This is a genomic window from Clostridium arbusti SL206 (assembly GCF_000246895.1).
GTDB lineage: Bacteria > Bacillota > Clostridia > Clostridiales > Clostridiaceae > Clostridium_I > Clostridium_I arbusti.
In genome coordinates this window covers 33,166-55,500 of the sequence record NZ_BAEV01000012.1, presented here as the reverse complement: position 1 = coordinate 55,500, position 22,335 = coordinate 33,166, and the positions used below count along the sequence as shown (strand labels likewise).

17 protein-coding genes, 1 tRNA gene, 1 other RNA gene, 1 pseudogene, 2 riboswitches and 1 other annotated feature are annotated in these 22,335 nt (G+C 28.2%); of the genes and pseudogenes, 14 read left to right on the top strand and 6 right to left on the bottom strand.

Annotated elements, in window-relative coordinates; all coding sequences use genetic code 11:
* Positions 1–566, bottom strand: a 566-nt coding sequence (locus RH99_RS03975; RefSeq protein ID WP_010234257.1) for an MBL fold metallo-hydrolase, incomplete at its 3' end; no start/stop codon positions are given.
* 177 nt (positions 567–743) lie between these two features.
* Between RH99_RS03975 and RH99_RS03970 the strand changes: the two genes are divergently transcribed.
* Entirely contained in the window at positions 744–1,115 is a 372-nt protein-coding gene (locus RH99_RS03970) for a VOC family protein (protein WP_010234255.1), read from the top strand.
* 193 nt (positions 1,116–1,308) lie between these two features.
* Here the strand turns inward: RH99_RS03970 and RH99_RS03965 are convergent, their stop codons facing one another.
* On the bottom strand, positions 1,309–2,094 hold the full coding sequence (locus RH99_RS03965) for an SDR family NAD(P)-dependent oxidoreductase (protein ID WP_010234253.1): 786 nt from the start codon (positions 2,092–2,094) through the stop codon (positions 1,309–1,311).
* A 130-nt stretch (positions 2,095–2,224) separates the two neighbouring features.
* Positions 2,225–2,695 carry a CPBP family intramembrane glutamic endopeptidase gene (locus tag RH99_RS19605; protein WP_243441443.1) on the bottom strand — a complete coding sequence of 157 codons (471 nt, stop codon included), beginning with the start codon at positions 2,693–2,695 and terminating at the stop codon, positions 2,225–2,227.
* A gap of 690 nt (positions 2,696–3,385) precedes the next feature.
* Positions 3,386–3,656 (top strand) — a binding site (T-box leader).
* Positions 3,657–3,752: 96 nt separating this feature from the next.
* On the opposite strand from RH99_RS19605, the gene ilvA reads away from it, so the two are divergent.
* The 7 genes from ilvA to RH99_RS03930 all read left to right on the top strand — a co-directional run bounded on the left by ilvA (position 3,753) and on the right by RH99_RS03930 (position 12,824).
* Positions 3,753–4,997 (top strand): threonine ammonia-lyase, encoded by a 1,245-nt coding sequence (gene ilvA / locus RH99_RS03955; RefSeq protein ID WP_010234247.1) that lies wholly within the window; start codon positions 3,753–3,755, stop codon positions 4,995–4,997.
* 225 nt (positions 4,998–5,222) lie between these two features.
* A riboswitch (SAM riboswitch) is annotated at positions 5,223–5,332 on the top strand.
* Positions 5,333–5,424: 92 nt separating this feature from the next.
* Positions 5,425–5,527, top strand: a riboswitch (SAM riboswitch).
* A 312-nt stretch (positions 5,528–5,839) separates the two neighbouring features.
* Positions 5,840–6,985: a trans-sulfuration enzyme family protein gene (locus RH99_RS03950; RefSeq protein ID WP_010234243.1), complete on the top strand. Its 1,146-nt coding sequence runs from the start codon at positions 5,840–5,842 to the stop codon at positions 6,983–6,985.
* A gap of 264 nt (positions 6,986–7,249) precedes the next feature.
* Positions 7,250–8,389: a trans-sulfuration enzyme family protein gene (locus RH99_RS03945; protein WP_010234240.1), complete on the top strand. Its 1,140-nt coding sequence runs from the start codon at positions 7,250–7,252 to the stop codon at positions 8,387–8,389.
* A gap of 174 nt (positions 8,390–8,563) precedes the next feature.
* Positions 8,564–8,737: a hypothetical protein gene (locus RH99_RS19170; protein WP_158511932.1), complete on the top strand. Its 174-nt coding sequence runs from the start codon at positions 8,564–8,566 to the stop codon at positions 8,735–8,737.
* Between the two features lie 111 nt (positions 8,738–8,848).
* Positions 8,849–11,089, top strand: coding sequence for an RNA polymerase recycling motor HelD (gene helD / locus RH99_RS03940; RefSeq protein ID WP_010234238.1), 2,241 nt, complete (start codon positions 8,849–8,851; stop codon positions 11,087–11,089).
* A 112-nt stretch (positions 11,090–11,201) separates the two neighbouring features.
* Complete coding sequence (locus tag RH99_RS03935) at positions 11,202–11,699, top strand: TspO/MBR family protein (protein WP_010234236.1); 498 nt, start codon at positions 11,202–11,204, stop codon at positions 11,697–11,699.
* A gap of 138 nt (positions 11,700–11,837) precedes the next feature.
* Positions 11,838–12,824: a biotin--[acetyl-CoA-carboxylase] ligase gene (locus tag RH99_RS03930; RefSeq protein WP_010234234.1), complete on the top strand. Its 987-nt coding sequence runs from the start codon at positions 11,838–11,840 to the stop codon at positions 12,822–12,824.
* 98 nt (positions 12,825–12,922) lie between these two features.
* Here RH99_RS03930 and RH99_RS03925 read toward each other — a convergent pair whose 3' ends face one another.
* A complete protein-coding gene (locus tag RH99_RS03925) occupies positions 12,923–13,750 on the bottom strand; it encodes an SDR family oxidoreductase (RefSeq protein ID WP_010234232.1) in 828 nt (275 codons plus the stop codon).
* 167 nt (positions 13,751–13,917) lie between these two features.
* On the opposite strand from RH99_RS03925, the gene helD (RH99_RS03920) reads away from it, so the two are divergent.
* Positions 13,918–16,212, top strand: a complete 2,295-nt coding sequence (gene helD / locus RH99_RS03920; RefSeq protein ID WP_010234230.1) for an RNA polymerase recycling motor HelD — start codon at positions 13,918–13,920, stop codon at positions 16,210–16,212.
* A gap of 395 nt (positions 16,213–16,607) precedes the next feature.
* Positions 16,608–17,786: an FprA family A-type flavoprotein gene (locus tag RH99_RS03915; RefSeq protein ID WP_010234228.1), complete on the top strand. Its 1,179-nt coding sequence runs from the start codon at positions 16,608–16,610 to the stop codon at positions 17,784–17,786.
* 227 nt (positions 17,787–18,013) lie between these two features.
* Here RH99_RS03915 and rocF read toward each other — a convergent pair whose 3' ends face one another.
* Positions 18,014–18,913 carry an arginase gene (gene rocF, locus RH99_RS03910; protein WP_010234225.1) on the bottom strand — a complete coding sequence of 300 codons (900 nt, stop codon included), beginning with the start codon at positions 18,911–18,913 and terminating at the stop codon, positions 18,014–18,016.
* A 298-nt stretch (positions 18,914–19,211) separates the two neighbouring features.
* Between rocF and RH99_RS03905 the strand changes: the two genes are divergently transcribed.
* From RH99_RS03905 to RH99_RS03900, 3 genes are all read left to right on the top strand, one after another.
* Positions 19,212–19,607, top strand: a complete 396-nt coding sequence (locus RH99_RS03905; RefSeq protein ID WP_010234223.1) for a hypothetical protein — start codon at positions 19,212–19,214, stop codon at positions 19,605–19,607.
* A gap of 136 nt (positions 19,608–19,743) precedes the next feature.
* Positions 19,744–19,927, top strand: a non-coding RNA gene (gene ssrS / locus RH99_RS18500) — 6S RNA.
* Positions 19,928–19,995: 68 nt separating this feature from the next.
* Positions 19,996–20,070 (top strand) — tRNA-Glu (locus tag RH99_RS03900).
* A 768-nt stretch (positions 20,071–20,838) separates the two neighbouring features.
* Here RH99_RS03900 and RH99_RS03895 read toward each other — a convergent pair.
* On the bottom strand, positions 20,839–21,258 hold the full coding sequence (locus RH99_RS03895) for an Lrp/AsnC family transcriptional regulator (RefSeq protein WP_010234221.1): 420 nt from the start codon (positions 21,256–21,258) through the stop codon (positions 20,839–20,841).
* A 175-nt stretch (positions 21,259–21,433) separates the two neighbouring features.
* On the opposite strand from RH99_RS03895, the pseudogene RH99_RS03890 reads away from it, so the two are divergent.
* A pseudogene (locus RH99_RS03890) lies at positions 21,434–21,880 on the top strand (VOC family protein).
* The last annotated feature ends 455 nt before the right edge of the window (positions 21,881–22,335 follow it).

The following is a 22,335-nucleotide window of genomic DNA, read 5'->3' as shown; positions in this document are numbered from 1 at the left end:
TAGTCCTTAAGACGCAAATCTACGGGAAAAAAAGCTATATCTATAGAATTACCCTTAATTTTTTTTATTTCTTCTTTAAAAGATTTTTCCATATTTGAATTAAATTCTTCGTTTTCATCCAACCAATACCACCAATTTAAATCACCAGCATGAAATATAGTTATTTCATCTATCTTTACTAAAAAGGAAATGCCTATATCAGTAGAACCAAAAGCTTTAATATATATATCTTTTATATTCAAATCTTCATAAGCAGATATCATATTAATATGAGAATCTTTCTTATCTATACTGATGTCACTACTCAATATATATTGAATATCTGGTCTTGATTCTTTCCAATTTAATATTACGGGATTAAAATGGTCAAAATGGCTATGAGAAGAAAAAACTATAATCTGTTTTGGTGTTTTTAAATCTATATCACCTATAGCACCATTTTCTATACGTTTTTCACCCTTGGATACAGAGTCTTTATAGTAATCAAATATTAAAAGATTATTTTCTGTTTCTACAGTAAATCCACTATTATACAAATAATTAATTTTTACATTTTTATTTTTCATAAATTAAATACCTCACTTACTAATTAATATTTTATAAGATTGTATATATTTATTATTGCACAAATTTATATTTTGTTCTATATAGCTGAATTAGAATAGGATTTTTAATATTTCAAGAATTGTATTATAATAGATTATAATACTTTGTAGACGATATATAAGAGAGGAGTTATAAAAATGAAATTTGTATTTGATCACAATAATTTTAATGTTTTAAATTTAGAGAAAAGCATTGCTTTCTATAAAGAGGCCCTGGGTTTTGAAGAAATAAGAAGGTATAATGCACCAGATGGAAGTTTTATTTTAAGTTTTCTTGGAGATAAAGAAACTAACCATAAGTTAGAGTTAACTTGCCTAAAGGATAGAAAAGAACCTTATAATCTTGGAGAAAATGAATTTCATCTAGCTGTAAAAGTAGATAATTTTGATGAAGCTTATGAATATCATAAAAAAATGGGGTGTATATGTTACGAGAATAAGCCTATGGGAATATATTTTATAATTGATCCAGATGGATATTGGATAGAAATAGTACCTTGTAAAAAATAAATTTATCTGATAACTGGTGGCTGTAATATTTTATAGTCTTTTTAAAGCCAGAGATAACAGGAGTACATTTCTGGATTATTTTATGTAAGCATAATATATTTCTTTGAGAGCTATGCTATGCTTACATAATTCTATTTTAGATAATATTTGGTGAAATGTAAAATATTTAATTAGTGTTAATAATGCAATGTATTCATCTTGGATTTTTGTTATTTTTTTTAAGCCATAAATTGAAACTTATTGAAAAAAGTTTACTATAAATAGGATATAAAATTGGAATTACTCTATTTATGATACTAGAAATAAGAAATAAAATTGAAGGATATATATTTCGTAGATTAAGTTTTATTCCGAGTATTATACTAGAAGCAACTATTTTAGGTGATTGAACAGGCCAAGGTACTGGCGCCGTATTTCCTCCAGCTCTTTTAAAAAACTTTGTCCTTGTTGCAATAGGATAAACTAAAGCCAATCTTCCTTTATTCTTCATTTCATATCTATAAGTTTTAGCAAACATATTTATAGAAGCTTTCGTTGCACAGTAAAGAGTATATCCAGGCAGAGGTACTTTACTCACTGCAGAACAGGTTATAACCATATAATATTTTCTATCTTTATTTACAAGTTTCATCTTTTCAGTAGAATATATAGGTGAGAAAACATTTGTATTGTATATTTCTTCTATATGTTCCCAATTTGCCACTTTAATTTCCTCGCAATAGGCAAAACCGGCATTAGCTATAAATATATCTATATGACCTAGAAGATTTAAGGCATATTCAAAAAGTTTATCTACTTCCTCTTTTTTTGATAAATCACAGGATAATGATGTAACTCTTTCTCCATAATTAGGTATTTGGCTAATATTTCGTGCTACAGCAATTATTTTAACATCATAATTTTTTAACTTTCTTAATAGCTCTTTACCAATACCAGAAGAAGCCCCTGTTAAAATTATATTTTTACCTTGTATATTCATAAAATATAATGCCTTCTTTCATGCTTTTGATTTTAATATTAGTGTATATTAAGATTATATACCCAAAATTGTATAAATTATAATAGAATGATGAGGAATGTAAAAAGAGTACTTGCTAAAAGATAAAAACTTAACTTTTAGCAAGTACTCTTTTTATCTTAGGTATTAAAACTTGGTTCACTATAATAAATACTAAAATTGCAGAAGCTGCAAACTGTATAGTTTCATGACCTAGAGGCTCTACATGAGATATAAAAGCAATAGTATCAAAGATAAAGTGTGCAGCTATTAAAATATAGAGACTTTTGTATTTTAATAAATATATAAAACATGGAATTGTATTAAACATTATAGGGATCATAGCAGTTTGTTTATAGTTTATTGCATGCATAGCACCAAAAATGAAGGATGTAAATATAATGGATATAAATATATTAAACTTGTTATCCATATTTATTAAAGATAAAATTGCAATGAATATAGTAAACTTAAAAAATTCTTCGCTAAAGGCTAAGATTATTGTTTGTACAACATGATTGCTTAAGTAATAATTAAATGAGTAGGACATATTTTTTATGCCTTGAGGGTCTGAATTTTTCATAAGTAAAATAACTGCAGAAGATATTATTATTTGAAAGCAATATAATTGCAAGGCTAGTACTAGAATTTGTTTTAAGGATTTATCATTCTTTTGCAAATATAATGATGTGTCTGACCAACCAAAGGTTAGAGCAAATAAAATGAAAATTAAATAAAAAACAGCTTCGAATAGTATATGATTTTTTATAGGATGATAAACTAGAAGTATATACATAATGGGTATTTGAGTTAAATAAATAAGAGCTTTATATTTCGGTGTAAATTTAATAGGATAAGAATAAAATTTAGACATAAGTACTCCTTGTACAATTAATAAATTTAAACTAATACCTTAAATTATATTAATAAAAACTAAGAATTATTACTTAGGCACATTGAAATAAATAACTAGTCAGTATGCTAGTCTATTTTGAATCCCACCGCGTCAACAGAACCCTAAGATAGCTCACTATCTTAGGAACCTATTTCCTTGTTGACTTCAAAATATACGTCGCATCTTTGACTTGTTATTTATTTTCATATGCCTTAAAATACATAATGTGAATTGACTTTTATAGATATTAGAAGAATATACAATGAATTTAAATGAAGTATAGATATAGCTAGGGTGAAATTAAAATTTGAGTTAAAAAATGTATTGACAATTGTATTAAACAATAATATACTTAAGAACATATTAACTGATTATAAAATTAAAACTAAGATGGAGAAAAAAGTATTCAATCTGTTATTTAAAGAGAGTTAGCGGTTGGTGTAAGCTAATATTAGCATGGGTATGTAATGATCACTCCGGAGTTTCCAAATTGAAAGGCTTCTGTTAAGTAGATAAGGACGGTTACCAGCGATATATGGTTAAGATTAATTATGATAGTCATCTCATAATGATCTGATTGAAGGGGTAGTTATTATGATGTAACTACAAAAAAGGTGGTACCGCGGAAGCTTAATCTTTCGTCCTTATGAGCATATGACTTAATATGTGTGCTTATAAGGACGAAAGATTTTTTGTTTATAATTATTGAAATATTAATAAAATAGTATAAGGAAGGGATATTGTTATGGAAGAGAGTTCAGTATTAGAAGTAGAGAATGAAGCAAATTACATTACTTTAAATGATGTATTAGAGGCAAGAGAAAGAATAAGGGATATATGTATAAATACAAAATTAATATATAGTTCAGAATTTAGCAATGAAAATGGTAATGAAGTGTATATAAAGCCTGAAAATCTTCAAATTACTGGAGCTTTTAAATTAAGAGGAGCATTAAACAAGATAAGTAAATTAAGTGATGATCAGAAAAAAAGAGGGTTAATAGCATCTTCAGCAGGAAATCATGCTCAAGGAGTTGCTTACTCTGCAAATAAACTTGGAATTAAGGCAACTATTGTTATGCCAGAAACTACTCCTTTAATAAAGGTACAAGCAACTAGAAGTTATGGGGTAGATGTGGTGCTTAAAGGCCAAATTTATGATGAGGCTTATGAAGAAGCTAAGAGATTGGAAAAAGAAAATGGATATACTTTTATACATCCATTTGATGATGTAGATGTTATGGCTGGACAGGGGACTATAGCACTTGAAATAATTGATGAGCTAAAAGATGTAGATGCTATTTTAGTACCGATTGGTGGCGGTGGATTAATAAGTGGCATAGCAGTAGCTGCTAAATCTATTAATCCTAATATAAAAGTTATAGGAGTTCAAGCAGAAGGAGCAAACGCTATGAAAGTATCTTTTGATACTGGTGTGTTAACTGCATCAGATAAAGTTGATACTATTGCTGATGGCGCGGCTGTAAAGCAACCTGGATATAAAACTTTTGAAGTTGTAAAAAAATATGTGGATGAAATTGTTACTGTAAGTGATTGTGAACTTATAGAGGCTGCATTTATACTATTAGAAAAGCATAAACTCGTAGCAGAAGCGACGGGAGTAATGTCTTTAGCGGCTTTGAAAAGGCTGGATTTCAAAGGTAAGAAAGTGGTGTCACTAATAAGTGGAGGAAATATAGATGTAGTAACTATAGCATCAATGTTAAACAATGGATTGTTATCTAGAGGTAGAATATTCTGCTTCTCAGTTAAACTACAAGATTCTCCAGGACAGTTACTTAAAATATCTCAAATATTATCTAATAAAAAGGCTAATGTAATAAAATTGGAACATAACCAATTCAAAGCTATTGATAGATTAAAAGATGTTATGCTTGAAGTAACAGTAGAAACCAATGGTCATGAGCATATAAGTGAAATAATAAAGGCTTTAAATGAAGATGGATATAATGTAGAAAAGGTCTATTAATAATAAAGGGAAAATAGTTGCTGTTATAGGCACTATTTTCCCTTTGTTTATTGAAATACAATATTTAACTTTTATATTAGTAAAATTATCTGTAATTTTAAAACTTAATTATAAATAAAGTATCAATTTACAGTTGCATTTTAAATTTTTATTAAAAAGTTATTGACATTAGTAAGAATAATAGCTATCATATGAATTAAAGAAAATTTAATAACGAAAATCTTGTTCTTATCAAGAGAGGTGGAGGGACTGGCCCGATGAAACCCAACAACCGACATTTTGTTGAAAATGTGACGGTGTTAATTCCAGCAGAATCATTTTCTGAGAGATAAGGAAAGAAGCGGATAATGTATTATTTGCTGCTTTTCTTATGAAGAGCAGCTTTTATTATTAAATTAAAATTTGTTTAAATATAAAATTAAATAAACTCTTATCAAGAGAGGTGGAGGGATAGGCCCAATGAAACCCAGCAACAGTCAGTGAAAACTGAAAATGTGCTAATTCCTACAGTGTTTTCTGAAAGATAAGGGGCTAAATTTCTATAAGCCTCTTATTTTTAAGAGGCTTATTTCAATTAATAATAATTTGCTTTATAAGTATCTGAAAAGAAATAATAAAATAAAAGATGACAGGAATATTTTGCTTTATCTGATGACTAGCAGCTATAACACTCCCATCTTCTTTAAGTGGGAGATAACAGCTGCACGTCCCTAGATAATTCATCTAAACTTAGTGGGAGAAACAAACTCCCACTAAGTAAGATTCATTGATAAATAACACAATAATTTATTAGTTAATTTAAGATGATTAATATAAAATCATGTAGTCTTAGGAGGGATTTTATGAAAGAGGATTGTAGGGCATTAGAAACAATTATGGTGCATGGATCTAAAGAAAAGGATGAGCAGACTGGAACTATAAGTATGCCTATATATCAAACTGCAACTTTTAGTCACAGAGGATTAAATCAAAGTACGGGATATGACTATTCAAGATCAGAAAATCCTACTAGAGAGGAACTTGAAAAGACAATTGCAAAACTTGAGGGTGGTAAAAGTGGTTTCGCTTTTTCAACAGGAATGGCAGCTATAGATGCGGTGTTAAGACTTTTTTTACCTAAAGATCACGTAATTGTATCAGAAGATTTGTATGGAGGAACATATAGATTATTTGAAAAAGTTTATAAGAAATATGGAATTGAAGTTGATTATGTGGATACAACAGATATAGAAAAGATTAAAGCAGCTGTAAGAAAAAATACTAAAGCAATTTTTATAGAAACACCTTCAAATCCTATGATGAGAGTAACAGATATAGAAAAGATAGCAGCTATTGCAGAACCATTTAAAATATTGACTATAGTAGATAACACTTTTTTAACTCCATATTTTCAAAGACCATTATCTTTAGGTGCCGATATAGTAATTCACAGTGGAACTAAATTCTTAGGTGGACATAATGATACTCTTTCGGGACTAGTAGTAGCAAATAAATTTATTGAAGAATTAAAATTTACTCAAACTTCTACGGGTGCAGTACTTTCACCTTTTGATAGTTGGCTCATACTTAGAGGGATAAAAACACTGGCATTAAGAGTTGAAAAACAGCAAGAGAATGCAATTAAATTAGCTGACTGGCTTAGAAAATGTAAAAATGTCAATGAAGTTTACTATCCAGGACTTAAAGAACATAAAGGATATGATATAGCTATTAAGCAGGCCACTGGTTTTGGATCAATGATTTCCTTTACTGTTGTAAAAAAAGAATTTATTGAAAAAGTTCTTAAAAATCTTGAAATTATATATTTTGCAGAAAGTCTTGGAGGAGTTGAAAGTCTTATAACCTACCCGTATCTTCAAACTCACGCGGCTATACCTGAGGAGATGAGAAATAGAATAGGAGTTACAGATAAATTATTAAGATTATCTGTAGGTATAGAAAATATTAATGATTTAATAGGAGACTTAGATAGAGCGTTGAATTTTTAATTGGCTAGGTAGTTAAGAAAAATTAAAATATATTGTATATTTTATTAATATGAAATTAAGGCATATGAAAATAAATAGTAAGTCAAAGATGCGACGTATATTTTGAAGTCTACAAGGAAACGGGTTCTGAGGATAGTGAGCTATCTGAGGGTTCTGTTGACGTAGTAGGATTCAAAATAGACTAGCATACTGACTATTTATTTATTTGAATATGCCTAAAACAAAGTAATGGTATTAAATACCGTATATAAAGGGGATAGTAAAATGGATTTTGGAACAAAACTTATTCATAATGGAAATGAAATAGATAAGAATACAGGAGCATTAAGCGTACCAATATATCAAGCATCTACCTTTCATCAATTCGATATAGATAATTTTGGTAAATATGATTATTCTAGATCGGGAAATCCTACTAGAGAGGCCCTTGAGAATACAATAGCTATTTTAGAGGAAGGAGATAGTGGCTTTGCTTTTTCTTCAGGAATGGCCGCTATATCATCGGTATTATCAATTTTTTCTGCTGGAGATCATATTTTAGTTTGTAAAGACGTTTACGGTGGTACTTATAGAGTAACTTCTTCATTTTTTACAAAGTTTAATATGGAAACAACTTTTATTGATGCAACTAATATTGGAGAAATTAAAGAGAGAATAAAAGATAACACAAAGGCAATATTTTTGGAATCGCCGTCTAATCCACTTTTAAAAATAACTGATTTTAGAGCTGTTATAGAATTAGCAAAGGAACATGATATTATAGTCATTGTAGATAATACTTTTATGTCTCCATATTTACAAAATCCTATTAAATTAGGAGCTGATATTGTAGTTCATAGTGCTACAAAGTTTATTGGAGGTCATAGTGATGTAGTAAGTGGACTTGTAGCAGTAAAGGGAAAAGAGCTTTCAGATAAAGTTAAATTTGTACAGAATTCTTTTGGAGCAATTCTAGGGCCTCAGGATTGTTGGTTACTTTTGAGAGGACTTAAAACTCTTAAGGTAAGACTTGACTATCAGCAAAAAAGTGCATTAAAGCTTGCTAATTGGTTAAAAGAGCAAGCTGAAGTTGCTAAGGTTTACTATCCAGGACTTTCTGATCATCCAGGTAGTGCCATTCATCTTTCACAGTCTAGGGGGGGAGGTGCAGTTCTTTCCTTTGAAACTAAAGATGATGAGACAGCTAGAAATTTCATGAAGAAAGTTAGACTTGCAGCAGTAGCAGTTAGTCTTGGGGGAGTAGAAACTATAGTTTCTTATCCAGCAAAGATGTCCCATGCAGCCATACCAAAAGAAGAAAGAGAAGAATTAGGAATTAAGGATAGTCTTATAAGGGTTTCTTTAGGACTTGAGGATACGAATGATATAATAGAAGATTTTAAAAAAGCACTTTCAATAAAATAAAAAAGGGGCTGTCTATAAAAAATTAGTGTGTCAGCCTCTTTTTATGCAGATTATTTATAGTTAAAGAATGTTTAAAAAGATACAAAAAACACTAGAAATTTATGCTAGAGTGATTTTTATGTTTATTATAGCATTGCAGGTGGCCGAATAAGGTTTGCATATACTGATTGTGGTATGATAAATCTTGAGGCTAGAGAAGAAGAACTTGTAAATGCTTTAGCTGAAGGTGCTGGTTGGGAAAGAGATTTTGCTAGTGATTATTTTAATTATAGTTTATTAGAAGATTTATATATGACTTTAACACAAAATGGTATTCATACTTTACATGAATGCCTTTTTGTTATATAATTAAAAATTGAACTCAAAACCTTAAAAATATAATATTTTACATCTAAATTATATCACAATGATATATTATAAGTCAATAGGTTTTATGAAAAAAGTTTGGAGGTAGATGAAATGTGTAGTATTAAAGAGGAAAGAGAAAATGAAGAAAGCTATTTGGATAAAACAGTGAGTTTAATAAAAAAATCACTGCTAAAGGAAGAAAATAATCTCCCAAGCAAACTTAGTAAACTTATTGCGTCCGGAAAGGAGATGTGGGAAAATAGTGTTCACTTCTCCAATGATTTTGATAAAATTCCTGAAGTGACAGATTATCTTATGGAGGTAAATAATGATAATAGAAATTTATGCAGCCTTAAAAAAGAGATAAAAAAGTATAAATCCATGATTAAATGTCCTTATTTCGGAAGGTTTGATTTCAAGGAAGATAATTTTGAGGATGAAGATAAAATATATATAGGACTCCATAATTTAATGGATTCAAAAACTAATGATATATATGTTTATGATTGGCGTGCTCCAATTTCCAGTATATTCTATAGAAAGGAGCTTGGAGATGCCTCTTATATTTCACCAAAGGGGCAGATTACAGGCAAAGTTAGTTTGAAAAGACAATATAAAATAGAAAAATCACAACTTAAATATTTTTTTGATAGCAGCATTACTATTAATGATGAAGTTTTACAGGACGTATTGAGTAGAAATTCATCTTCTAAGATGAAAAATATAGTAGAAACCATACAGAAGGAACAAGATATAATTATAAGGGATACGGATAATGAATTACTAATAGTTCAAGGTGTAGCAGGAAGTGGAAAGACATCTATAGCACTTCATAGAATTGCATTTTTATTGTATACAGGTTTGAAATTAAGTTCTAACAATATAATTATAATTTCTCCAAATTCTATATTTAGTAATTATATTTCCAATGTATTACCAGAACTTGGTGAAGAAAATGTTATAGAAACAACCTATGATGAAATCATTAAAAAAGCTTTTGGCAATAATTTCAAGATTGAAAATAGAAATATAGCTTTAGAATGTATAATAAGTAATCAGAATAGTGAAAAAAGTATTGATGAAATTGAAAATATAGAATTTAAAGGATCCATGGAATTTATAAAGCTTATAGATAGATTTATAAAGTATTATGAACATAGGCTTATTTCATTTAAAGATATATATTATGATGGAAGGGTTATTGATACTAGAGAGGAATTAAAAAATAAATTTTTAAATAATAAAATCAATATGCCTATGTCAAAGAGGCTTAAGAGAATGGAGAATATCATACTTCACAAGGTACATTCTATGAGGAAAAAAAGACTTAGTAAAATAGAAAACATAGTTAAAAACAGTTATGGACATGAATTTGAAGAAAAATCTTTTAGTAGACTTTTAGCCATAAAAGAAGCAAAAAAATTTATGAAAACATTGAGATGTTTTACCAATATATCTTATTTAGAGGTATATAAGGGTTTATTTTATAGCGAAGAACTTTTCTTCAGATTAAGCAAAGGCTTAAAGCTTCCTGAAAATATTAAAAATATCATAGAGGAAACTAGAGAAAATTTAAATAAAGGATTTATTTCTTTTGAGGATTCAGCACCTCTTTTATACATTAAGCTGAATATAGAAGGTAGTGATGTGTTTAAAGAAATAAGGCAAGTTGTTATTGATGAGGCTCAGGACTATTATCCAATTCACTACAAAATATTTAGCATTTTATTTGAGTCTGCAAGATTTACTGTACTTGGCGATATAAATCAATCCATTGAAAAAGATAAAAATGAGAATATCTATGATGAAATAGAAAGAATACTTAATAAGAGAAAATCATTAAAATTGTTTTTAAAAAAGGGGTACAGATCTTCATTTGAAATAAATGCTTTTGCACAAAGTCTATTAAAAATTAAAGATGATTCATTAATTTTTGAAAGACACGAGGAAAAACCTGAAACTATATTTAAATCTAATGTAGAAGAAATAAATGAATCAATAATAAATAAGATAAAAGAGTACTATAAGCAGGGATATGAATCTGTAGCCATTATATGTAAGAATGAAATGGAGAAAGAAAGTTTGTATCATAATCTAAAGAAAAGTATCAATGTAAAAAGTATAGATGAAAGTAATATAGAAATGAAAAAGGGAACTTTAATTGTATCATCTTATATGGCAAAAGGATTAGAGTTTGATGCGGTTATAGTATATAATGTTTCTAATGAAAATTATTTTACTGAATTAGATAAAAGATTATTGTATATAGCATGTACAAGATCTCTTCACAAATTAACAATATATTATGCAGGTAAAGCTAGCAAGTTTATTAAAAGTAAATACACAAAATAAATTTAGGACTATAGTCTTATTAAATAAAGATTAACTTTCATCTATTTTACTCATAATATAACGTTCTCCTAACTATAATATTATTATAATATAATCTGGAGGGAGCTATATAATGGTTAATATATTTAAAGTCAATGGTAAGAGTAATATACTGAAAGCTATTCTATTTGTTGCTATTACTGAAGCAATAGGTTTATTAGGTGGATCTTTAGGAAATATAAATATTCAAACCTATGAGGCATTTATAAAACCAGTATTTTCACCACCAGCCTATTTATTTCCTATAGTATGGCCAATTTTATACTTATTAATGGGACTAGCAGCTTATAGAATATGGGAAGTGGGCAAGCAAAGAAAAAATGTTAGAAAGGCATTACTTCTCTATGGAATTCAGCTTTTTTTTAATTTTCTTTGGCCAATTTTATTTTTTAGATTAAGATTATATGGACTTGCTTTCCTAGAACTTATGATTTTACTTGTATTTATGCTTTTAACTACTTTTAAATTCTTTAAATATGACAAATTGTCAGCATTTATGATGATACCTTATATAGCATGGGTTTCCTTTGCTGGAGTATTGAATTTTTCTATATGGTATTTAAATTGCTAGAATTGTGTTTATAAGAATTCATATAGGAATATATATTAATAAGATTTATAATAAATATTAAAAGATGGCAATAATTAAAAGAAGTAGTTTTTTATTGATAGTGAGTTTTACTCTATGAGAAACTTAGGAGGAAAAAAATTGAAAGATGAAATATTAAGACTATTAAAAGGAAATGTTGAAGGATTTATATCCGGCCAGGAAATCAGCGAGAAGTTTGGTGTTAGTCGTACTGCTATATGGAAATACATAAATCAGCTAAAAATAGATGGGTATGAAATTGAAGCTATATCTAAAAAGGGTTATAGATTAATATCATCTCCAGATATACTAACGAATGAGGAAATAGCAGGAAGTTTAAATACAAAATATATAGGAAGAAGTATTATTCATTTTGATAGTATTGATTCTACAAATAATAAAGCTAAGGAATTAGCTTTATTAGATGAAAAAAATGGTACAGTTATAATATCAGAAGAACAGACTATGGGAAAGGGACGAATGGGAAGGAATTTTATATCTCCAAAGGGTAAGGGCATATGGATGTCAATTATTTTAAAACCAGATATAAATCCTTTAAATGTAGCTATGGTAACTCAAATAGGTGCAGCGGCTATAAATAAGGCCTTTAGAGAAATGAAAATAGAGACTCTTATAAAATGGCCTAATGATATATTGCTAAATAAAAAAAAGATTTGTGGTATACTTACTGAGATGAGCGCTGAGCTTACTAAAGTAAACTTTTTAGTTATGGGTATTGGTATAAATGTAAATCTAGATGAAGGTGATTTTACAGAAGAGGTGAAAGAAATGGCTACTTCTGTAAAAATAGAAACAGGTAAAAGCTTAAGTAGAAAAGAAATTGTAAGTAGAATACTCAACAATTTTGAAGTCCTATATGAAGATTTCATTGAAAGAGAAGATATAGAGAAGACTATATCCATTTGTAGAGAAAATTCTATTCTGATAGGCAGAGAAATTAGAGTTATTAAAAGAGAAAATTCAATAAATGCAAAGGTACTGGATATAGACAATAAAGGAGAACTTGTTGTTCAATATGAAGATGGAAAAAGAGAAAATTTAATATCCGGGGAAATATCTATAAGGGGAATGAAAAGCTATATATAGCTCCAAAAACACTATCAAAATTCATGGATTTTGATAGTGTTTTTATATTTCATCTAACTAATTTGTAGAATATATATCATATTATTATCATGTATATACTATTTGGTGTTTATATATTGGATAAGTCTATCTTCCCAATCAGGAAGGTCTATATCAAAGCAATTTTTTATAAGAGATATATTTAAAGAAGAATTTTTAGGACGTGTTGCAGTATTTCTTAAAAAATTTTCTGGTATTTCAAGTATACGTCTTTCTATGCCTGCATAGTTAAAAATCTTCTTTACCCAAGTTGATTTAGTAGTACTAGGAGGATTGCCGCAGTTGTATATTCCATATAAGTCTGAGTAAAACATTTTTTCAATTACATTACATAGGTCCGCTACATATGTAGGGCTACCTGTTTCAGTACTGCATACAAACATAGATACATTTTTATTACTCAATACTTTTTTTACAAAACAATTATCCTCACCGAATATCCAGCCAGTTCGTACAATGAAATATTTCTTGCAAAGAGTTCTAATAAGTTTTTCTCCCGCAAGTTTTGTTTTACCATATATATTTACAGGAGAACATTTGTCGGTTTCAAAATAAGGGGAATCTTTCTCACCACCATATACATAAGAAGTAGATAAATAAATTATAGGGATATTTAATATGCTGCAGGGATAAGCAACATTCAGTGTTCCTATGGTATTTATGGTATAGGCAAGGGATTCATCTGATTCGCAGGTATCAATATTGCTCATTGAATCAACATGAATTAAAATATCGGGTTTGATATCTGTTATAATTCTATAGGTCATTTCTCTATTTGATATGTCTAGTTCGTCTCTTGTAAAACTATATATTTCATGAGTGTTATCAAAGTAATTTTTAATGTATTTTGATAATGAATTTTCAATTCCTGTAATCAGGATTTTCATAATATAACTACCTCCCAAAAGTATAAGTTATAATAAAATTATATGCAGCAAAAACTTAAAATAGTGCTATTGATTAATTTACATACTAGGGATATAATTTTATTTTGCATATAAAAATAATAGTATAGATAGATTATTTAAAATATTTATTAAAGTGGGGTTTTAATATGGCCATAGATAAAGAAAATTTTAAATTGGAAAAGGATAGACTAAATAACACAAAAAATTGGATAAAGAATGAAATTGATTTAATAAATAAGAATGATTTAGATCTTCAAGGGAAAATTGCTGAACTTAGAAAACAATCTAAAGGTAGATATAATGAGGAACTAGAGACAACTCAAAAATTATATAACATAACACATAAAAATTTAGAAAAATATATGGATGCAGAGGAGCAACCTTATTTTGCAAGAATAGATTTTAGAGAAAAATATAGAGATAATGAAAGCTATTATATAGGAAAGTTTGGTCTTGGTGACAGTAAAACAGGAGATGAAATTGTAATTGACTGGAGAGCACCTATTGCAGATTTATATTACAGTGGAACGCAAGGAGAAACTTCTTATGAAATACCAGATGGATTTGTAGATGGAACATTAAATTTAAAACGCAAATTTTTAATTAGAGATTCAAAACTGAAAGATGCCTTTGATGAAGGGATAAATGAAATAATATTAAAGTCCAGTGATAACGATGAAAATTCACTAGTAGATGAATTCCTAAGGATAAATCTTGAAGAAAGCGTTAGTAGCAAGCTTAAAGATGTAGTTGCCACCATACAAAAGGAGCAAAATGATATTATAAGAGCAAGTAAAAATTCGCCCCTTATAGTACAAGGATCGGCGGGATCAGGAAAGACAACTATTGCACTACATAGACTTGCTTATCTTCTTTACAAATATCGTAAAAACTTAAATGGTAGTGATATATTAGTTATTGCACCAAATAAAATATTTTTGGATTATATTTCAATGGTACTGCCTAGTCTTGGAATTAATAAAGTTAAACAGAAAACTTTTGAAGAATTGTCTATTGAAATGCTTAATTTAAAGGGAAAAGTACTTACCAAGGATAAAAAGCTTGCTGAAATATTGGAAGAAAAAGGTGAAAATAATAATTTTATAACGTCAAGCAGTAGACTCAAGGGATCTATGATGTATAAATGTATTATGGATAATTATATAAAGTATATAGAAGAAAAAGATGCAGAAATTGAAGATATAAGAGTGGATAAATATATGTTGTTTTCTGCAGTGGATATAAAGAGATTATTTATAAAAGATATGACACATTTGCCTGTAGATAGAAGAAAAGATGAAATAAAAAGATATTTTACAATTAAATTTTCAGATAGAATTGCAGAAATAATAGAAAAGGTAGCTTTTAATTATGAATATAACATAGCTAGAATAAAAAAGACCATGGAAGATGGAACAGAAAGACGAAAGAAAATTATAGAGTTATATGATGAAAGAGATGCTAAAAAGAAATATATAATAAAGCTTGCTAAAAATAATATAGAGGACTATTTTGAAAATTGGAAACATAAGGATACTAAACAGCTTCTTCATAAACTTTTTAATGATAAAGATATGTTTAATAGGGTTACTGAAAATAAAATACCGAAAGAATTATCTGATTATATAAAAGTAGAATTAAAACATAATGAAGAAAAGGGAATCGTAGATAGTGATGATTTAGCTGCTATGATTTATTTGAAATTTAAAATAGAAGGTGTACCAGAAAAATTTACATTTAAACATATAGTTATAGATGAAGCCCAGGATTATAGCTTTTTTCAATACTGTATAATTAAAGCTATGGCAAGAAATAATTCATATACAATAGTTGGAGATGTAGGCCAAGGAATTTACTATTATAAAGGTATAGATGATTGGAAAAAACTTATAAGCGCTGTATTCTTAAACGATGGGAACTATGTTCAATTAACACAAAGTTATCGTTCCACAGTAGAAATTATAAATTTTGCTAATAAGATACTAATAAAACAAGAAAATAGTTTAAAGCCAGCAAAACCGGTATTAAGACATGGAATGGAACCAGAAATTAAAAAATTTGAAAATAATAAAGATTTTGCCTCTAAGCTTGATGAAATTGTAAAATATTGTGAAAAACTAGGAAAAAGTAATGTAGCAATTATAGGTAGAACTTATGAGGAATGTAAAAAAATAAAAGGATTTTTAAAAAAATATAGTAACTATGATTGGAACATAATAAAGGATACAGATAAAGATGTGAAACTAGAAAAAGTAATTATTCCATCTTATATGACAAAGGGATTAGAGTTTGACTGTAGCATAATATATAACTGTAATGAGGATAATTATGCTGATAATGAACTGGATAAAAAAATATTATACGTAGTACTTACAAGGGCCTTGCATTTAGAATATGTATTTTATAATAAGAAGTTATCTTCACTTTTAAATGATAACTAAATACTTCAGTATTATGTATATATAAGATAAATTCTTAGATTTAATTAGAATAAAATTAAATCTAAGAATTTTGTTTATAATTAATAATATAAATGCTATCTATTGGCAGATTAAGTTAAAAAATTAACATATAAGGCACATTCAAATAAATAACTAGTCAGTATGCTAGTCTATTTTGAATCATACTACGTTAACAGAACCCTCTGATAGCACCACTATCATCAGAACCTGTTTCCTTGTATAATTCAAAATATACGTCGCATCTTTGACTTATTATTTATTTTCACATGCCTAAGTTTGAAATATTGCTTAGTTGTGGTAAAATTAAATGAATTTAAGAATTTAATTTTGGCTATGAAACATTATAAGAGGAAGAATTTATAGGAGGTATGAAAATGAGCGCTATAAAATTAAAAGACAACATCTATTGGGTTGGGGTAAAAGATGAGGAATTAAGAGTATTCGATATAATAATGAATACTAAAAAGGGAAGTACTTATAATTCTTATTTAATTGATGATGAAAAAGTAGCTGTAATTGATAGTGTTAAAAATGGATTTTTTGATGAATTTTTAGATAATATAAAAGAAGTTATAGGTGAAAGAAAAGTGGATTACATCATTGTTCAACATACAGAACTTGATCATAGTGGTTCACTTTTTAGACTTATAGAAGAATATCCAGATGCAACAATAATAGCTACAAAAGCTGCTATAAATTATGCAAAGGAAATTGTTAATGGAGATTTTAAAAATGAAGATGCATTAGCGCTTGGTAGTCTTAATCTTGGAAAAACTAATTTGAAGTTCATATCTGCACCAAATTTACATTGGCCTGATACAATGTTTACTTATGATGAATCAGATGCTACATTGTTTACTTGCGATGTAATGGGATGTCACTATTGTCCAACTTGTGATGTAACTGATAACTGTAATGAAGAATATTTCCAAGAAATGAAATATTATTTTGATGTAATAATGGCTCCATTCAAAAGATTTGTTAATGCAGGACTAGATAAAATAAAAGATTTAAAAATCCAGATGGTGGCACCAAGTCATGGACCAGTTCACATTAAAAATGTGGAGAAATATATTAATCTTTACAGAGAATGGGCAAAACAAGAACCTATTAAGGAAAAAAATGTACAAGTATTTTATATAACTGCTTATGGAAATACAGGACTTATGGCAGATTATTTAGCTGAATCTATAAATAAAAAAGGTATAAAAGCAGAGGTGCATGAAATTACATCTATGGATCCTTCTGAAATAAATGAACTTATTGAAAAGGCAAGTGGTATCCTAATTGGTTCGCCTACAATAAATCAAGATGCTGTAAAGCCATCATGGGATGTACTTTCACATGTATCAGCCATTGTTAATAGAGGTAAAGCCGCAGGTGCATTTGGATCCTATGGATGGAGCGGAGAAGGTGTTCCAATGCTTACTGAGAGATTAAAAACTCTTAAATTTAAAACAGTACCAGAAGGATATAGATTTAAATTTGTTCCAGCTGAAAAGAAATTTAGTGGAGCAGATGAATTTGTAGAAAAATTTATAGCCTTATTATAAAACTATCAATGAATCTTACTTAGAGGAAATTTGTACTCTCACTAAGTTTAGATGAATTAGCTTGAGTAATTATGGTTAATGTCACATTTGAAAAACTTTTTTATACATAATTTAATAAAGCTAAGTATATACCAAGTTAAGGGTTATATGCTTAGCTTTTTAGTTATATAATCTTAAAAATCAGTATTGAATTTTACTATAACAATTGTAGCTTATAAAAAAGTTTATTAATGCATATTTTTAAAGGTCCAGTCTACTAGATCTATAACTAGCTTTGTTGTAGAATCATTTTTATCCAATAAAGTATTTAACTCGACTAAATCCATTGATTTTATAAGTTTGGTACTCATTAAATACCTTAGTAGAAATTTTGCATCTTCTATAGACATGCCATTTAAAACAGGAGTACCAGTGCCAGGAACAATAGAAGGATCAAGGCAATCTATATCAAAACTTAAATGTACCGCATCTACACCATTTTCAATTAGTTTATGGTGGATTTCCTCAAGAATAAATTCTATGCCTTTATTTTTTATATCTTTAGTTGAATATAAACTAATTCTTTTCTCTTCAACTAATGCTGACTCTCCTTTATCTAAGTCTCGTGCACCTATTATAAATACGTTTTCTGGTTCTACCTTTCTACCTTTAAAGTACAAATCTGTTAAGATAGATGGTCCTATACCCATAGCAGCAGCTAGAGGCATGCCATGTACATTACCAGAGTTTGTAGTTTTATCAGTATTTATATCACCATGGGCATCTACCCATATTACTGCAAGATTTTTGTGGTATTTACTAGCTCCTGATATGCTGCCAAGGCCTAAGGAATGGTCTCCTCCAACTACGAAAGGAAAACTACCAGAGGTGAAGGAACTATATACCTCATGGGCTAAATTTGTATTGACATCTATAATGGGCTTTAAATATTTCATTTTAGAATTAAAGGAATATTTATTCCCTTCATTTACATTTGGAACAAACATATTTCCACAATCATATATTTCGTGATGGTCATTATGAATAATATCTATTATTCTATTTTCTCTTAATTTATCTGGAGCACAGTCTACACCTTTTCTATCCGAACCATAAAATAATGGTACTCCTATCATATTTATAATCATTTATCATACCTGGTTAAGAAAATTTGGATAATCTTAACCATATCCCTTCTCTATATTTTTTGTTTATCAAGTTTTTATATGCAATAAACTTTATTAAATCTATATAGTAACTGACTATATATTAATTAAAATGAAAAAGATTTTAAATATTTACATAAGATATATTCATATATATAATTTTTATATTTACAATTATAATTTATGTATTTCTGTGATATTATAATTACAAGAAAGACTTTAATATTAAATTTAACCAAAAAACATATAATTATCAAAAAAATTTTTGGAGGGTTTTGTTATGGATAAACAAAATATAATAAAATTTTTAAAACAAAATCAAATAGATGATATAGAAGAAATTAAGTATAAAGAAGATATTTTTACTACTAGGATTTATTATGACTTCGATGATTCTGAGATTGAAGCAGCAAGAGCCTACGCAAATGACGAATGTGAAGATGAAGAGGAAGGAGAAGTTTGGTATGGTGAATTCTTTAAGCCTTATTTAAATGATATAGTAATAGACAATGTTGGAGACCTATTAGAAGACTGTATGAAAGAATTTAACATAGAAATTCAGTTTATAACTTATGACATAGATGATCAGTATGAATATAGTGAAGTAGTTGCAATATTTTATGATGAAAATAAAAATATTAATATTGAAAATGTAATAGATGATTTAAAACTTTAGTATTATGTATGCACAAGTAAATGAAAGAATAACAGAGTAAAATTGAGGTATTGTATATTTAAACTCTAAAAATAGGGCTAATTGATGAAATAAAAGTTTGAAACTAAAGTGAAAAATGATATAATAATACACGTAGTTAGTTCTGATGTGCCCGTGAAGCTTATATGTTCAACCGACATAATCAAAAAGGGATTTTCAAAATATTATTTGTGGATATGGAACTTCTCTTTAATTGGGAAGTAGATAGAAGCAAATTGAGAAAAACCCACCTGCTATAGTGCGGGTGTGACTTTTAGGCGTGACGACATATCGGAAATACATTTTAAAAATAATGTTTTTTTAATTATGACATGGAGCTTAGTTCCATGTCATATAAATGTTATAATGTGGCCTCATGGTCAAGCGGTTAAGACATCGCCCTCTCAAGGCGGAATCACGGGTTCGATTCCCGTTGGGGCTACCAAAGCTTTAAATAAGCTAGTTTACAGAGTTTGTAGACTGGCTTATTTTTTATTTGCCCAAATTAGTTTTAGAAAATTATAGTTTCTGTCAGAAAGCAGTAGTTAGTAAAGCTAGAAATATCAATGCTTACAGCAAATTTTAGAAAACTGTAGTTTGCTATTAGGGTAAAGCATTGGTTGTGGTTCAAATCTATTTACCATCCTATTTATGAGGCTTTCAGAGGTTCCGGAAAGCCTTAGATATTTTATAAAAGATATTATTAGAATAATATGTAGTATTATGGTGAGCGATGATATAATTAACTATAATAATAGAGTATATTCTACAAGTATATTTTATCTAAGAATAATTATGTCTATAATATGTAGTTCATGTGCCCTATTTATTTTCTGTAATTCATAAATTGTATCAAAAACCGGATAAAGTAAAAATACAAAAAGGAGGAGCTATTATGTTTCCATTTATGAGAAAGAAAATAGATGATAGAAAGCTAGAGTAAAAACACTCTGGTTTTATTTTATTTGAAAGTACCTGTGGTAGTATCAGCTTTCGTGACAACAGGGGCAAAGTAGGTATTTATAGTAAATTAAAGGTTTAAAACTATAAATAACTTTACTTTGAATAAATAACTAAATATATTTACTTATAAAATGGCTTAAAACCGTAAATAAAGAACTCCACTAACCAAAGTAAATAAAATGGCGTTTATTTTATCCAATTTATTTACTTTGCACTTCATGACACGGATGATGGTATTATCTATATATTATTAATTAAAATCAATATTCTTTGTCACTACAAATGCATTAGATGGTCCAAATTTCACAAGTCCTTCTTGGAATTTATATAGTTCACGTAAAGTTTCTGTCTCTAATTTAATCAAATAATTATAATTTCCACTTACTCTTTTCATTTCCTTAACAGACTTAAAGTTTCGACAATAGTCTTCAAGCTGCAGACATTTTGATGTTTTTATCATGATATAAGTTTCAATAAAGTTTTCTTTTTCTTGAATTTTTATTGTATAACTTTTAATAATATTTGCTTCTTCTAATTTAGTCATTCTTTCTTTCACAGCAGGTGGTGACATATTTACTTGTGTTGCAATATCCACCAGTGGAATTCTTGAATTACTTTTTAAAAGTTCCCAAATCATATAATCTGTTCTATCTAATTGTAATGACTTCATTCCATTAACACCTCAATATTTTCTGAAAATTGAATTAAACACTTTTTATTTAAAAGTAATTTGACTTATATACCTTTGAAAAGATATTCTTTTGAGTTAACAAAAAAAGTATAATTTTATTATAAGAAGAACATTAAATAAATACAATATAATTTTATTACAAGGAGTAGATTATATGAATACAAAAGGATTAGCTCATATAGCAATAATGGCTTATGACTATAACAAAACAATTCAGTTTTACAAAGATGTATTTGACTTTAAAACAGGACATCATTGAACCTTACCTTCATTTAAAATTAATGATGCTACTATGCTTATTTCACCAGATGGAGTGACAGGCATAGAAATATTTGACCGTAATGCAGAAGTTCCCGCACAAGGATTAAAAGCTAAGCATAAAGAAGATGTTAGATATGGTGCTTTACTTCATTTTGCACTATATGTTGATGATGTAGATGCAATATATGAAAAAGCTTTGGCACATGGCGCCAAAGCTGTCGTACCACCTGATAAATTATATTTGGGTGAACCTACATTAGATATCTATAATGCTTTATTTGAAGGATTAAATGGCGAAATTATTGAAGTAATTAAAAATGTGAATTTTAAAATAAAATAATATACCAGCTTATGCCATATTTCTAACAATTATAAAACATTTATGCTACTTATATTTGGTTATTATTAGTTTTACGTGCGCTTTGTCGGAAATGTTGGCGACACCCATTATAGAAAAAATATTAATTCATATTTCTCCTAAAGTACGAATAAGTAAAATGCGATTTCAAATAAAGTAAGCATAACTTTATTTAAATCAAAAGTTAGCTTATTCAACAAATAAACTGATTAAAATTTCCCCACACTTTTTCCACAAAAGTTTCAGATAGCTATAGTTTTGTTTAGAGAGTATAAGTAAGGAAATCTAGTAATATCAACATTTATAGGAAAGTGCAGAAAAATAAAAATATATAAAAACAAATCACGGGTTCGATTTTCGTTGGGACTACCAAAGCTTGAAATAAGCGGGCTTACAGAGTTTGTAGACTTGCTTATTTTTTTATTTTTCCCACATTA